General features: G+C 60.8%; 10 protein-coding genes. 6 read left to right on the top strand and 4 right to left on the bottom strand.

Annotation, left to right across the window (positions count from 1 at the left end; translation table 11 throughout):
• Positions 1 to 1,080 (top strand): BMP family ABC transporter substrate-binding protein, encoded by a 1,080-nt coding sequence (locus FG381_RS11645; RefSeq protein ID WP_139688945.1) that lies wholly within the window; start codon positions 1 to 3, stop codon positions 1,078 to 1,080.
• On the opposite strand, the gene FG381_RS11650 is transcribed toward FG381_RS11645, so the two are convergent.
• The 4 genes from FG381_RS11650 to FG381_RS11665 form a co-directional block, all read right to left on the bottom strand.
• Positions 1,071 to 1,895: a 4'-phosphopantetheinyl transferase family protein gene (locus tag FG381_RS11650; RefSeq protein WP_165697876.1), complete on the bottom strand. Its 825-nt coding sequence runs from the start codon at positions 1,893 to 1,895 to the stop codon at positions 1,071 to 1,073. The two genes, FG381_RS11645 and FG381_RS11650, sit on opposite strands and share 10 nt — an antisense overlap.
• A 16-nt stretch (positions 1,896 to 1,911) precedes the next feature.
• On the bottom strand, positions 1,912 to 2,673 hold the full coding sequence (locus tag FG381_RS11655; protein WP_226960357.1) for a FadR/GntR family transcriptional regulator: 762 nt from the start codon (positions 2,671 to 2,673) through the stop codon (positions 1,912 to 1,914).
• Positions 2,674 to 2,747: 74 nt separating this feature from the next.
• A complete protein-coding gene (mutS, locus tag FG381_RS11660) occupies positions 2,748 to 5,426 on the bottom strand; it encodes a DNA mismatch repair protein MutS (RefSeq protein ID WP_139688947.1) in 2,679 nt (892 codons plus the stop codon).
• 123 nt (positions 5,427 to 5,549) lie between these two features.
• Positions 5,550 to 6,431: an inositol monophosphatase family protein gene (locus tag FG381_RS11665; RefSeq protein WP_139688948.1), complete on the bottom strand. Its 882-nt coding sequence runs from the start codon at positions 6,429 to 6,431 to the stop codon at positions 5,550 to 5,552.
• Positions 6,432 to 6,657: 226 nt separating this feature from the next.
• On the opposite strand from FG381_RS11665, the gene tilS reads away from it, so the two are divergent.
• From tilS to FG381_RS11690, 5 genes are all read left to right on the top strand, one after another.
• On the top strand, positions 6,658 to 8,616 hold the full coding sequence (tilS, locus tag FG381_RS11670) for a tRNA lysidine(34) synthetase TilS (protein ID WP_139688949.1): 1,959 nt from the start codon (positions 6,658 to 6,660) through the stop codon (positions 8,614 to 8,616).
• A gap of 6 nt (positions 8,617 to 8,622) precedes the next feature.
• Entirely contained in the window at positions 8,623 to 12,105 is a 3,483-nt protein-coding gene (locus tag FG381_RS11675; RefSeq protein ID WP_139688950.1) for a DEAD/DEAH box helicase, read from the top strand.
• Positions 12,106 to 12,172: 67 nt separating this feature from the next.
• Entirely contained in the window at positions 12,173 to 12,751 is a 579-nt protein-coding gene (locus FG381_RS11680) for an IS607 family transposase (RefSeq protein ID WP_139687445.1), read from the top strand.
• Positions 12,752 to 12,877: 126 nt separating this feature from the next.
• Complete coding sequence (locus tag FG381_RS11685; RefSeq protein WP_139688951.1) at positions 12,878 to 13,786, top strand: hypothetical protein; 909 nt, start codon at positions 12,878 to 12,880, stop codon at positions 13,784 to 13,786.
• 90 nt (positions 13,787 to 13,876) lie between these two features.
• Positions 13,877 to 15,070, top strand: a complete 1,194-nt coding sequence (locus tag FG381_RS11690; protein WP_139686987.1) for an IS110 family RNA-guided transposase — start codon at positions 13,877 to 13,879, stop codon at positions 15,068 to 15,070.
• Positions 15,071 to 15,130: the final 60 nt, after the last annotated feature.

Below are 15,130 nucleotides of genomic sequence, written 5' to 3' on the forward strand. Positions count from 1 at the left end.
ATGCAGAGACGCCGATTATTTACCGCCGCCGGTCTGGGTCTTGCCGCAGCGTCCCGGCCCGCAAGCGCCATGATCTGGAATACCAAGCGGGTAACGCCCCTCGAGGAGCGCGTCAAGCCCCTGGTTGTCCGTTATTTGATGTCTCCGGGATGGTCGGAGGAGGCGCCCCTCATGAAGCTTCTCATCGAGGGGCTCGAGCGGGCGAGAAAGCAGTACCGCATTTCCTATGAATGCCGGGAGATGCGCTCGCGCGATCTGATCTACGAGGACATGGGGCGCGTGCTCGAGGAGTGTCACCCCGACATGGTCATCTGCCTCGGGAGCGAATTTACGGTTCCGCTCGTCTTTCATGCGCGGAGATATCCCAATGTGAAGTTCGGGATCATGGGCGTGCCCCTCGTCAACATTTATCCCAACATCATGTCGGTGATGTTTTCGCCCATTGAGAGCGGCTTCATCTGCGGTGCGCTTGCGGCGCTGGCGCTCAATCGGGATGTCTTCTCGAGGGAAGGCTCTGCCGTGGGCTGGATCAGCGGCGGCGACGATGCCGAGGCCGACGAAACATTTCTCGGCTTCCGCCTGGGGGCGCACTTCATTCGTGAAGATCTGGTCATACACCGCGACAGCATCGACTCCTATACGGACCAGGCAGCCGCGCGCGAGGTTGCGCTCGACTTCTATGCGAGCGGCTGCGCCATCACGTTTGCGCATGCCGGAGAGGCGGGGCTCGGAGCGCTGGAGGCCGCTGAGCTTGCCGACAAATTTGCGATCGGCATCGATTCCGACCAGGATGCGCTCTATCCCGGGCACATCATTACGTCGCTTCTGAAGCACTACGACCGCGCGGCCTTCAGCTTCATCGAGGCTGCCGTCAAAGGGCGCTTCCACGGGCTTTATCTCATGAATCTCAGCAACTACGGGATTGAGTTCACGGAGATGAAGGTGCTGAAGGAATATCTCGGCGCCTATACCGTCAATGCGCTCTTCAACGAACTCCACATCCTGCGCCGCTCGCTCGTGCAGCGCGCGATCTCGATCCCGTATCCGGGCTACTACACCGAAGCGCTCAATTACGAATAACGCGAAGCGGGACGCGAGAGCGTGAAGGGGCGGTCTGAGGCAGCGGTGAGCCACACCATGCTCTGCTGCGGCACCGGCCCGGAAAGCGTCTTTCGCGCAGCTTCCATGGCGTCGGAAAGCATTTCGCTCCCGGGCTGCAGAAGAAGCGTCTTCCAGTGCCATTCCCGGCCGAGAAAGACGAGCGGCGATTCAAGCACATTCAAATCCGCGATCTCATCGCGCAGTCCCCAGCCGCCCGCCTTCAGAACAGCTTCCTTGCGCGTCCAGAGCGCGTAGGCGCGGGCTCGCGCATTTTCAAGGCCGGAAGCGGCCTCGATGTACTTCATTTCCTCCGTCGTCATGACGCTCATGAGGTCGTGAAGCTCGCGCTCCGCCTCATCCCTTTCGCTCCGGGCGGATGCGGGGGCAAGGGATTCAGCATCGAGTCCCGCAAGAATGGGAGAAGATTCTTCCGCATGAGCGGGAGCAAGGAGCGCCGCGGCAAAGCCGGCGGCGTGCGTGAGCGAAAAGTCGCCGGCCCCGGGAATCGCGGGCTTGCCGTATGTTCCGAGATGCCAGTTGTTCCAGCGGGCTTCAGTAAAAGTTCCGGAATGAATGAGAAGCGAGCGCAGGCACTCGCGCGCCGCAGCCCGGCGGATGCGGTCGGCAGGAAGCAGATAAGCTTCGTTTTCCTTTTGAAAACCTGCAGGAAGATTTCTGTAATCGGGTTCGTGAAGGTCCGGAGAAGATCCGGGCGCACCGAATCTGCCCCTTGAACCGTCGCGTACAAACTGCCACTCGAGCGTGAGCGGCGCCAGGGGAGCGTCTCCCGCCATGGGATCCGGAAGGAAATCAGGCCGAAAGAAGATCGACCTGCTCGCGCAGGTGCTTCGAGAGAAGCGCGCGGGCTTCCTCTTCATCGCCGTGCTGAATGGCGCGAAGGAGTTCCCGCTCCTGGCGGGCAATGTTCATGAAGAAGGCCGGATCATTCTGCGGGAGCCTCGGCGTCGTTTTTTCAAAGTATGTAATGAGTGCGGCCGAGAAGACCTGAAGCACGCGGTTGCCGCAGGATTCAAGCAGAATGAGATGAAATTCCCGATCCCAGCGGTCGGCTTCATGCGTATTGCCGGCATTCAATTCAATGCGGCAGATGGCGTCGTCAAGACGGCCGAGCAAAGCGGGCGTCATGCGGCGCACGCAGAGCGGGATGATGTTGACCTCAATCAGGAGGCGCGCCTCAATGAATTCGCGGATATCGAAATTCGCAATGTCCATCTGCACCTGAATCTGCGAGGACAGGTGCTTCGGCCCCATGGCGTTCACCGTCATGCCGCGCTTCGGCGCCCGGTCGACAATGCCCATCTGGGAGAGAACTGCCAGAGCCTTTCTCACCTTGTAGCGCGTTACATTGAAGCGTTCAGCAATCTCTGCTTCAGTATCAATGCGTCCGCCTGCCTTTGCCTGGCGAAGAATGTGCTTATGGATGGCGCGAAAAAGCGTGTCCTCATCAACGGGCGCGTCGGACAAATAGTTCTGTTCCAAAGCAGTGACCTTCAGGGAAATATTGATGGGCGCGGCCCGGGAGGCACGCGTGAATTTGTCGACAAGAGTCAATCAATGCATTTTACGCGGCCGCCGGCCTTTTTGGCGTGCATTTCGGCCGGCTGAAAATCCGTCGGCACCCGTTTTCAGAGCGGAGCTGCCGCCGGCATCTCAATCGCGCGGGCTTCGTTCTGAAGTTCGTAGAGGAGCCGGAGCGCATCGCGGGGCGTAAGACTGTCGATGTCGGCGCTGCCGATGCGTTCGATGAGCGCGAGCATTGCCGGATCAGCCTCGGCTTCAGAAGGCTGCTCCCCGGCCTCTTCTTCCGGTTCGGGCGGCATGAGAAGGCTTTCGCCGAAAAGATTCGGCAAGGGCGAGTCGACCGTATTGGCGCGCTCCTCGAGCTTGGCGAGAAAGCTTTTGGCGCGGCGCACGACATGAGCGGGAATGCCGGCGAGCTGAGCGACCGCAATGCCGTAGCTTTTCGATGCGGCTCCTTCGGAAATTTCATGCATGAAGACGATGCCGGAACGGGTCTGCGAGGCGGAAACATGGACGTTCGCCACTTCGCGCAGCTCCTGCGCAAGGGTCGTCAGCTCAAAGTAGTGCGTGGCGAAGAGCGTGAAGCTTCTCGTCTTCTGCACGAGCTCCTGCGCGATCGCGGCAGCGAGCGACAGACCGTCGAAGGTTGAGGTGCCCCGGCCGATTTCATCCATGAGCACGAGGCTTTTGTCGGTTGCCTGCGAGAGAATCGCCGCCGCCTCCGTCATCTCCACCATGAAGGTTGAGCGGCCGCGGGCGAGGTCGTCCGAGGCGCCGATGCGGGTATGAATGCGGTCGACGGGGCCGATCTCGGCCGTCTCGGCAGGCACGAAGCTTCCGGCCCAGGCAAGAAGAACGATGAGCGCCACGCTTCGCATGTAGGTTGACTTGCCGCCCATGTTGGGGCCGGTGATGATGAGCATGCGCCGGCCGTCCTCGAGTCGGCAGCTGTTGGGCACAAAGTTTTCGAGCGTGGTTTCTACGACCGGATGACGTCCCTTTTCAATGCGGATTCCGGGGTGATCGGTGAGAACGGGACGCACCCAGCGATGCGCCTCGGCGTGTTCGGCAAGTCCCGTTACGGCATCGAGCTCCGCAATGGCTTTGGCAGCGGCAAGGAGTTCCGCCGCACGCTCCCCGAGCTTCGCGACGAGCTCATCGTAAAGCGCCTTCTCGAGCGTCTGCGCCCGTTCGCGCGCGGAGAGAATGCGGTCTTCGAGCTCCTTCAGTTCCGGCGTAATGAAGCGCTCGGAATTTTTGAGGGTCTGCTTTCGCTGGTAGCGGACGGGCACCCGATCCGCAGCGGTCTTTGAGACCTCAATGTAGAAGCCCGAAACCTTGTTGTACTGCACGCGCAGCGTCTGGAGCTTCGTGGCCGCCCGTTCGCGCTCCTCCATTTCGAGAAGGATGCGGCTTGTGTCGTCTCTGAAGTGCCTCAGTTCCGCGAGTTCGGGGCTGTAGCTCGAGGCAATGACGTCGCCGTCGCGCAGAAGCACGGCAGGTTCGGGAAGGAGCGCTTTGGCAAGCAGCTCTTCGATCATTGCCGGGAGTCTGAGGCTTTCGCCCAGGGCGGCAAAGAAGCGAAGAGGCTGCGCGGAGAGCCACTTTTCTAGCGACTGAATGCGGGGAAGCGCATCGCGCAGCGACGCGAGCTCGCGCGGACGCACGGTTCCGAGCGCAATGCGGCTCGAAATGCGTTCAACGTCAGGGAGCGTATTGAGGCCCGTGCGGAGGTTTTCGAGAAGGCTCCCGGTCGAGAGAATGCTCTCGATCGCTTCCTGGCGGATTTGAGCTGTCTGGCGGTCACGCACGGGCTGGTTGAGCCAGCGGCGCAGTTCCCGGCTCCCCATGGCGGTAGCGCAATGGTCGAGCACGGAAAAGAGCGTCGGTCCGTCCCCTAAGGGCGAAAGGCTTTGATCGATTTCGAGATTGCGCCGCGTCGAAGGGTCGAGCACGACGAATTCGCTTTCCTTCACGAGCTTCAGAGGCTCAATGAAGGGCATGAGGTCGACCTGCGTTTCCGCCGTGTAGTCAAGGAGCGCATTGGCGGCGGCAAGAATGGTGGTTTTGCCGGATACTCCCCAGGCATCCAGGTTGGCGAGCCCGAAGGTGCTGCAGAGCATTTCCTGGCCGCGCCTGCCGTCGAAGTGCCAGTTGGGAAGCGAGGAAACGACGAGTTCAGGGTGCGCCTCGCGAAGCGCCTGCCGGCGGGATTCGGCAACGAGTACTTCCGAGGGGTGGATGCGGGAAATAACGCTCGCGAACGCTTCGGCAGAGACCTCTTCAGCACGGAAGTCGCCGTTCGAGAGCGTCAGCCACACGAAGCCGTAAGGGTCCGACTTCTTTCTGGGCCAGTCGATCGCAAGAAGCGTTGAGTCGGATTTTTCCGGCAAAAGCGTCGTTTCGGTGAGCGTGCCGGGAGTGACGATGCGCGAGACCTTGCGCTCGATCATGCCTTTGCCCGGCGTCCCCATCTGTTCGACGATGACGACGCTTTCCCCGAGCTTGACGAGCTTCGCAATGTAGGTGTCGAGCGAGACAAAGGGAATCCCCGCCATCGGAATGGGCGTTCCGTCGGTGAGCTTCCCGCGCTTGGTGAGCGTGATGCCGATCAGGCGGTTGGCGCGGACGGCATCGTCAAAGAAGGTCTCGTAGAAGTCTCCCATCCGAAAAAGCACGAGCGTTTTCGGATAACGGTTCTTCACCTCAACGAACTGCCGCATTGAGGGAGTGAAGAGTTCAGGATTGCTGAAATCGGGCTGAACGGGAGCTTCTTCTGCCATGGGGGATTTTTCGCTAATAAAAAACCGTCCGGCCTCAGTGCCCGCGCTATCCAAAAGGCGCCGGAGGGAGCAGCAGAGGCGGACGGTCATTGCCGGGGAAGGGCCCCGGCGGTTCAAAAGAAATTATTCGCTCTTTTTGGTCGAGAGCGTGCGGCGGGGAGCCTTCGCTTCGGGATTGCCGGCATTTTCCGCGGGTTCAGCCTTGATGGTGCCCACGAGCGGGAGGAGCTGCGCGAAGATCTTGGGGTTGCCCGCGCAGACGTTGCCGGACTCGAGCCAGTTTTCGCCGCCTTCAAGGTCGGTGATGAGGCCGCCCGCTTCAAGAACGAGCAGGCCGCCCGCGCAGATGTCCCACGGGTTGAGCTTCAGTTCCCAGAAGCCGTCGTAGCGGCCGCAGGCAACCCAGGCGAGGTCGAGCGCGGCGGATCCCGGGCGGCGGATGCCGGCAGAGCGTTCCGCGACGCGGCGGAAGCCCGCGAGGTAGCCGTCGAAATCGCAGCCGCGGCGGAAGGGGAAGCCCGTGCCGATGAGGGAGCGCCTCATCTCGTCGGTTTCCGAGACGCGGATGCGGCGGTCGTCGAGCTTCGCGCCCTGCCCCCTGGCGGCGGTGAAGAGCTCGTTCTTAGCAACGTCGTAAATGACGGCGGCGATGGGTTCGCCGCGGTAGGTGAGCGCGATCGAGACGCAGTACTGCGGCAGCCCGTGAATGAAGTTCGTTGTGCCGTCGATCGGGTCGATGATCCAGAGGTAGTCGCTCTTCGGGTCGCCGACGCGGCCGGCTTCCTCGGAAAGCACGGCATGGTGCGGATAGGCCGACGTGAGCTCGCGAATGATGACGGCTTCGGCCGCCTTGTCCGCTGAGGTGACGAAGTCGTTTGCGGCTTTATCGGAGATTTCCAGAAGATCGCGGTCTTCGGCGGCGCGGTTGATCTCGCGCGCGGCCATGCGCGCGGCCTTGGTGGCGGTGGCAACGAAAGCCTGAAGCGACGACGTGGGCGTGGGCATTTGTTTGAGCTCGAAAGGTTGAAGCAGGTACGAAATAAAGACTCAATGCCGGGGATGGAAGCCTCGGCAAAGCAGCCCGTTTCATGAACGGGGCGTGATTTTAACAAAAGGCGGCCGCTCCTGCCGCTTCGAGAGAGCCCGCAGAAGCGGTTCGACGCCTGTTGCGGGTCGTTAGAATGAGAGTTTGAATGCCTGAAAATTCCCTCTTTCCCCTGTTTTTTGCGTTATGACTGAGAAAAAGGCTTCCGCAGCCTCAAAGAAGCTCGCTTCAGAGATAAAACCGAAGCCCGTGCGGAAATCTCCTGCCGCTAAACCCCGCAAGCGCCGCAGCGGCATCGATGCGCAGGCGCTGGTTCGCGCGCGAGCGCAGGAGGAAGCGCAGGAGAATCAGTCTGCGGGGGAAGGAAGAGTTGAGGCGCTTCAGTTCGAAGAAGCGTTTCCTCTTTTGCCGCAGGATGCCGAGGGTGATCCGAATGCGCCGCGCACGGGACCTGCCAAGCTCCCCGACCTCGCTCTTATAGAACGGGCGGAAGCGCAGGCGCGCGAAAAGAAGGAAAAAAAGAAGAAGCCGGCAGAGACCAAAAGCGTTTCGAGCGGGACGCTTCTGCGCCAGAAGCTTTCGGAGCTCCTCAGAAGTGCGCTTCAGGAGGCGGCAGATCATCTTCTCGGCCGTTCGAGTCCCGAATTCGCGCTCGTTCCTCTGAACCCGGTTCGCGTCATCATCGCCATTTCGGGCGGACGCGACTCAATGGCGCTCCTTGATGTCGCCTCGAAGCTTCTCCACGAGAAGCGCCAGGCGCTGATTGCCGGCATGCGGGCAGTCTACGTCCATCACGGCCTTGAAGCTGATGCCGACCAGTGGGCGGACCTGTGCCGTGCGGAATGCGAAAAGCGCTCGGTCGAATTTGAATGCATTCATGTGCGCGTCTCTGAAAAAGGCGAAGGCGTTGAGGCCGCGGCGCGCGAAGCGCGCTATAAGGCGCTTGCCCGCTATGCTCTGAAGGAAGGCTTCGACGTCGTTGTAACGGCGCATCACGAGGACGATCGGATTGAAACGTTTCTTCTGCAGTGGATGCGCGGCGCAGGGCTCGACGGTCTGGCGGCTTTTCCGGAGGTGCGGGAACTGACGACGCCGTCGGCTGAGGATGCTCCGGCCGTTCAGGAGGGGCGTCTGGTGTTCCTTCTGCGGCCCTGGGCGGCGCTCCCGAGAAAGGACATTGAGCGCTATGTGCGCAACCGACGGATCAGCTACGTGAATGATCCGGACAACGAAAATCCCCGTTTTGCCCGCAACCGCGTGCGGCATGAGGTTATTCCGCTTCTGGAGTCCATCCGTCCGGGATTCCGAACGACGGCTGCACGCTCGGTGTCGCTCGTTGCGGAAGCGCTTGAGGTGCTCAAGAGCGTTGCCCGATCGGACCTTGAACGCTGCCGGTCGGAAGAGCGCCCCAAAGGCCTCTCCATCTTCCGCCTTCTGGAACTCATTCCGGCCCGTCAGGCCTGGTGCCTGCGCGCATGGCTCTCGGCGGAAGGCCTGAGGCCGATCTCGAAGGCGCGGCTTGAGGACATGCTTCGGCAGGTGCGTGAAACGCATTCCGACGCCTCCTTTGCCATCCGGCTTCAGGGGAAGGAAATCCGCCGCTGGGGGCCGGATCTGGTGGTCCGCAATGTCGTCACGAAGCGGCTCGCTGCGGACCAAAGTGCGGTCGTGAGAACTCAGGCCGGCGACATTGCACTCCCCGACTGGGGCGGCGTCATTGAAGTCATTCCCTGCAAGCCCGGAGAACCCGGCATTGCGCGCTCGAGGCTCATGGACCGCACGGCGCGGCTCGAAGCCCGCTCGAGCAGCGGTCAGACGAAGCTTCGTCTCTGGATGCTCCGGCCCGCGAAGCCCCTCAAGGACCTCTACAGCCAGGCCGGCATTCCGGCCTATGCCCGCGTCGATCTGCCCCGCCTCTGGCTTAACGGCGAGCTGCTCTTCGCGGCCGGCCTCGGCATGGACGTGCGGATGCAGGATGACCCGGACAAATTCCCTGATCGCGTGAAGCTGCGCTGGCACCCCGATCACTCGCTTTGGGATGACCGGGCCGTGCCCAATTACGCCGAACTCTCTCAGTCCGACCGCGTTAAGCGCGAGGAGCGCGTGCGCGAAGCCCAGAAGCGCCTCGCTTCGGCAAAGGAGTAGTCCTTCGTGGAAAGCCGGGCTGCTCAGGTGGAGATTCTGCGGTTCTGGGAAGAGATGGAGCTTCTCACGCCGGCGGATTTGCGCAGAAAGGACGCGGAAGGCACGTTCTGGAGCGAATGGCGCCCGGGACGGTTTTCCGGAAACGAGGCTGAAGCGGTCGCGCGCTGGCAGTCGATGAGGCTCCGCGCTGCCTACGAGTACCCGGCCAAGGTTCCGCACAGCATGCTCGAGGCGGATCTTCCTTTTTTCACCGTGTACCTCGGCATTGTGGAAAAACGCACGGTTTACGGGCAGCTCCTCCGGGAGTTCGGCGAGATTGAGGGGAGGGAGAGCGCCTCCGCACCTTTTGATCACCCGGCTTTTGCCGGGAGCGGCGAATCGATCTGGGGCGAAATGGGCGCGTCCTCCATTGCCGGGGCGGATCTGAGAGGACAAACCTATCTCGCCCGCTTTCAGCTCAACCCCTGGGGCAAATACATCGACGAAAGCTTTGAAGCGGCAGGCTTTTGCGGCGCTTTGAGGTACCTTCGCGCCGAAAAGGAGCGCCTCCGGGGATCCGACAACCTGAGGCTCGTGGAAGGGGCGCTGCTCCGATGCGAGCGCATGGCGCGCTGGATGGGCGCTGAGGTCGCCCGCGTCTGCGGCCTCACGCCCGAGGGCGCCCCGGGCCTTGCGGTCAAGGCCGAACGGATTGAGGGCGAGCCCGTGATGATTCGCCTTACAGACCCCCAGGAAAGTGCCGAACCCGTGCCCGAGGGCTTCATTTCAGAGCTCTCCGCCCAGCTTGCGCGCGGCGCAGGACTGCCTGAGGGACTTCCTTCAGCCGTGAGGACGACGCTTTCGCTTCCCTTGCGGCGCAATCCTCCCGAACCTGGTCCGCTCAGAAGCTTCTATCTCTCGGACATCCGTGCCGCCCGCGTGGCGCTCATGCATGCCGGAGCCGAATCCATAGAGGCTCCTGATATGAAAAAACTGCGGGAACTCGGTTCGAAGGAAGCGTCCCCTGCGTTGAGCGCTGCTGAGGCGATTCAAGGGAACAAGGCCCCGGAAGGCGCATTCGATCCGATTTCTCCGGAAGACCTCGAAGTGCTCCAGCCCGTGAGCGGACCGCTCGCGAGGCTGCTTACGCTCGGGAGCGGAAAAGGCGTCAGGCATACGGATCTTCTCAAGTCGCCTGCCGCCCTCTCAGAGCTCCTCAAGCCCGAGGGACTCCCCTCGGGGCGCTGGCCCGCAGACCCGTCGCATCACCTCTATCTCGCCCAGCAGGCGGCCGTCTCGGGCATCCTCCGGGCGGGCGGCGGCTTCGGACCGCTCGTTTCGGTGAACGGCCCTCCGGGCACAGGCAAAAGCTGGCTTCTGAGAGACGTCATTGCAGAGATCGTGACGCGGCGCGCAAGAAGGATTGCAGAGAAAGCGGCGTCAAGAGATGTTTTTGACTGGGAGCATCCCGTCGTCTGGGAGCTTTCGACGAACCGCCTCGATTCGCTCACGCCCATCCAGGCCGACATTGCGGCGGATTCGCTCATGGTTGTGGCCTCCAACAACAATGCGGCCATCCGCAACATTACGGATTCGCTTCCGCGGAGCTACGGCCTCAGGGATCCGAAGCCCGATCCGTCGACCGGCGGCACGAGGCCTGCTTTTTCCTACTGGCGCGACTGCGCGCTCGGCATGATGGCGCTTGCCGTCGAAATGAAGCCTCTGGCGAGGGGCGAGAAAAAGAAGCGGCTGCGGGCGGGCGAACATAATGGCGCTTCTGAGGTGGATGACCCCAATCTCTCCTTGGGGGATGAAGCCGCCGGATTCGGAGCCCTTTCGCGGGAAGAGCTGAAGAAGATTCCGGCCGCCAAGCGCCGTCAGATGCTGCGCGAAACGCTTCTGAAGCGCGTGAAGTCTCCTGAGGAGGTCTTGGGACTTTCCTCCGCGACGCTCGGGAGCCGGCGCAACTGCAGCCGGTTCGTGCAGGCCGTCATGGGGGTCGGCATGTCGAATCCCTTCGACTCGACGATTCAGCAGCAGATCGACGACGTGATTGATCAGCTCAAACTCATGCGGCGCCTCCCCGAGGAGGAGTGGCTGAGCGCCCGGAAGCGCTTTCGCGAGCTCGATGAAAAAGTGAGGGTCCGCCGGGAACGCATGGCGGAGCGCTGCCGCACGCACCGCGTCGTGCCGCAGGTCTTTTCGACGCCGCTCGCCGAGGACCCTTCGCAGCATAAGCTCACGCTCTGGGTGGACGAGGAGTTCGAGCGCCTGCGCTCGGAACTCTTTGAGGCGGCGATGGAGCTTCATGCGGCAACGCTTGTGGCTCAGGCGGACGCGGCAAAGAAAGGACTTCGCGCGGCGGCCGTCTATCTGCTCTCGGGGATGCCTCATTTTGAGTCGGGATCGGCGCGTCAGATTTTCGAATTCATTTCCTTCCTCATTCCCGTCATCTCAACGACGCTCGCAAGTGCAGGCCGACTTTTCGCACAGGTCGGCGCTTCGGAACTCGCCTGGGTCTTCATCGACGAAGCGAGTCAGGCGTCGCCTCAGGCCGCTGTCGGCATTCTCAACCGCGCCCGCCGTGCGGTGGTTTTAGGTGACCTGAGGCAGCTGATGCCGGTCGTCACCATGCCTGAACCCCTCGCGGAATTTCTGCGGGGCCGGCACCCCCTCGTTGATGCCGTCTGGTCGCCCATGAGGAGTTCGCTCCAGTCTCTCGCCGATGCCTCGATGGAGGCGGGCACGAGCATCCGCGACAGCGTCTCTCATGAGGACGTCTGGACGGGGCTCCCGCTTCGCACGCACCGGCGCTGCATCTCCCCCATGTTTGAAATCGCCAATGCCCTTTCCTATGCCGGGCAGATGGTGCAGATGACGCCCCGCATTGACGACGGCAGGCCGGCGCAGAGCTGCTGGTACGACATCGTCGGAAAGTCCTACGCGCCGCCCGTGAAGGTGTCGAAGAAGGGCAGAAAGTCCCGGGGCCCCGGGGGCGATCCCAAGATGATCCGCGAGGAGATGGCGTGGCTCAGAAAGCTCCTGAAGGATTTTCATGCCGACCGCATCAACCGCGGGCTGAGCCTCTTCGTGCTTTCCCCCTTCAGAGCCGTGGCCGAAGGAGCCGGGAGAATCATCCGCGAGCTCAGCCTCCGGGATTTCAATGCCCGTGCAGGTACGGTGCACACCTTTCAGGGTCAGGAAGCGGACGTCGTCATTCTGGTCCTCGGATCGATCCCGGGATCAAAGGGAAGGCGGCAGCGCCGCTGGGCATCCATGCCCGCCAATCTTCTCAATGTGGCCGTTACGCGCGCCCGGAGGGACCTCATCGTGATCGGCGACTGGGGAGAATGGACGCTTGAGCCGGCGATCAGCATCCTTGCCGGGGCGCTCCCGAGAAAAGTTCAATACATCGAGCCCGGCGACTATGCGTTCAATGCGGATCAGGAAGCCGTGAGGGAAGCGCTTGCCGGAAAGCTCTTTGGTTCAGAGATGCCGGCAAAGGCCTGAGGGGCATTTGCTAGTCGAATAAAATGTTATCAAACCTCCCATAACGCGCAGAATAGGAGGAGTAAAAATGACGCTTTGTTCGATTGGAGTCATTGCCCGACATTACGGCGTTTCGCCGAGTACTATCAGACGCTGGGTGGAGAAAGGCTTTATTCAGGCAGAAGGTCGAACCTTCGGCGGTCATCGAAGATTCAGGAAGCCTGCAGTTCAGTCTGCGGAAACAGCCGACCGAAAGATTGTCGGTTACGCCCGCGTTTCGTCGCACGATCAGAAATCAGACTTGCTGCGGCAGGCTGATCGACTGCGGGACGCCGGCTGCGACGAAGTGATTTCCGACATCGGTTCCGGCCTCAACTGCAGAAAGCCCGGTCTGAGAAGACTCCTGCGGATGCTTCTCGACAACCGCATTGAGAAGCTGCTGGTTCTCCACGAAGACCGCCTTCTGCGATTCGGCGTGCCCCTTGTTCGCTTTCTCTGCGGTCGGGTGAATACGGAATTTCTCGTCGTTGAAGCCGTGACGCCCGTGTCCTTTGAAGCAGAGCTCGCCCGGGATGTGGTGACGCTTATGACGGTTTTCTGCGCCCGTCTCTACGGGCGGCGAGGAAGACGCAAAGGTTCATCGCTTAATTTGCAAGCGATGGGATAAAATTTATTTCCTTAAATATCAATAAATTAACTGAAATTTAAGGGTTTTGTGCTTCGGTGCGACACAGACTGACGTATGCTGTGTGCAATATGCGGGGAAAGCTTTTGCATTCTACATGATTTCCCCATGCACCTCGATCCACTTCGTCCATCCGAGCCCGATCCTCACATCATCGACAGCGATCGCATTGAAGCGCTTGTGGTCGACAACAGTGAGAATTCCGTGCGCACCATCATTCGCCTTATCGATGTTGAGAAGCTCGGCAGCTTTGAGCGCGAGGAGCTCGACAAGCTCCGTCGTGCGTTCGGCAAGGAGCGCGCGCGTTTCATTCAGCTCCTTCGGATGCGGGAACATCGCAGGAACTGCTGCGGCACGGGCTACCGCAGGATCAGAGACGCCATCGTGAAGGAAGACCGCATGGACAAGAATGCGGGCGTTGACGTGCAGGCGAAGCATTCCGGCCTGCAGGCGAGGCACTGGAAGATGGCGCTCCAGTCGGCAGCGATCGTCGTCTCGAACTACTGGCGTCTGGCGCAGGCGAACGCCAAATCCGTTATTTTTGCCAAAGAGTGGACGAAGGACCTCAATGATGTGGAGCGCTTTTACATCCACATGATGCTTTCGAGGCTGCGCCCGGAATTCTTTGAGCTCATTGACGGCAAAAATCCGCACTTTGAGAGATTCCGGATGGAGGAAATCCGCGATCTGCCGAAACTCTGCCTGAGGATCCGCCGGACGGTGAGGAGAGCCTTGGGCAGCTTCCCTAGCCCGGGCCGGTCCGTCAACGTGTGGTTCGACCAGTCCTGCTACAAGGTGCAGAACGAAAACGGCGTCGAGTGCGTCTACCTGACGAGCATGACGAAGGGGAAGCGCATCCGCGTTGAGCTGAAGGGCATCGGCAAAGTAGGAAGCGTCATTCACCTTCTTTTCAGGAGTGACGGGAAGCTTGAGCTCCATGTCATGGAGCCTCTGAAAAAGAAGGCGCTTGAAAATGTGCCGGCCGTTCCCGAGGAAAAGTACTACTCCCGGGCTTAATGACATGGACCACCCACTGCATCGAACCCGTTCGAGCGAATGGGCGCGACAATAGGTGTATCTACCTCTAATACCGCAGGAGGCCATGCCATGACAAAGAAGCATACGCAAACGACGCTTGATGTTTCCATCGAATATTCCGCGATCGGGCTGGACCTCGCCAAATACGACGTTTCCTTGGCAGCGGTGACGCTCAACGAGGGAGAAATTATTTGTATCGACCGCGTGACTTATGCTGAGCTCTATGAGCTTGCCGACAAGCTCTCCCCGACGCTGTTTGCAGTTGAACCGTGCTGCGGCTACTCGCAGCTTGCCCTTGAGCTCGAGGCTCGCGGCCATGAGATGCGCGTTATCAACGGCAAAGTCGTCAAGATGTGGATCGACACGCATATGTCGGGCCAGAAAACCGACATCAACGATGCGCTCGCGCTTGCCCGGCTGACGGCCGATCCGGATCTTCGGCCTATTCGCGCGAAATCTCTCGAAGAATGCCGCATTATGACGGTGCAGGGCGTGCGTCAGCAGCTGATCGGACAACGTACGAAGACGCTCGTCAGCTTCAAGGGCTTTGCCCAGACCTGGGGAATCCACATGCCTGCCGGCAGGCGCAATCTCAAAAAGATGCGTGAAGCCGTGGAAGCTAAGGCAGACATGATGGGCGACGCAGCTGTCTCTGCTCTGACGACGATGCTTGACCGCGTGAAGACGCTCGATGATCAAATTCATCAGCTCGACAAGGACCTTGAAGCACTGGTCAGCGCCAATGCCAACGGCAGGCTGCTGAAGAGCGTCATGGGCGTCGGCACTCAGATCGCCGCCCGCTTCATTACGGTTGTCGGCGATGTAAAACGGTTTGAAACGTCACGCTCGCTTGTTGCCTACATCGGATGCGTGCCGAAAAATTACATTACGGGGCATGTGAATAAGCCCAGACAAAAGAAGAGCTCTGCTCCCGACCTGAGCAGCAAGGGCCAGGGGCGAATCAGCCGCCGCGGCGACAAATTGCTGAGATCCCTGCTGATGCAGGGTGCGGCCTGCATCTACATGCAGTACTGCAAGAGGCAGCTGCCCGACTGCCAGCTCACAAAGTGGATTGACAAGCAGCTGGCGGTGAGGAAGCCCTACGGCAAGATCATGGTGTCGCTGGCGGCGAAACTCATCCGGATCGCATGGGCGGTGCTCACCTACGGCAAAAAGTTCGACATCCACAGAGCGGGCGTCCCCCGCTCGGTGCTGGCGGCGATGGCCGTTCAACCCAGCAATGAGGCTGCCGCTGCAGCATGAGGCATCGGCAATTCCATAACTAATCGCGTGAAATGAGAAACCCTTTTCTGTAAGGCTTGT

The sequence above is a fragment of the Sutterella faecalis genome, from assembly GCF_006337085.1.
GTDB classification, from domain to species: domain Bacteria; phylum Pseudomonadota; class Gammaproteobacteria; order Burkholderiales; family Burkholderiaceae_F; genus Sutterella; species Sutterella faecalis.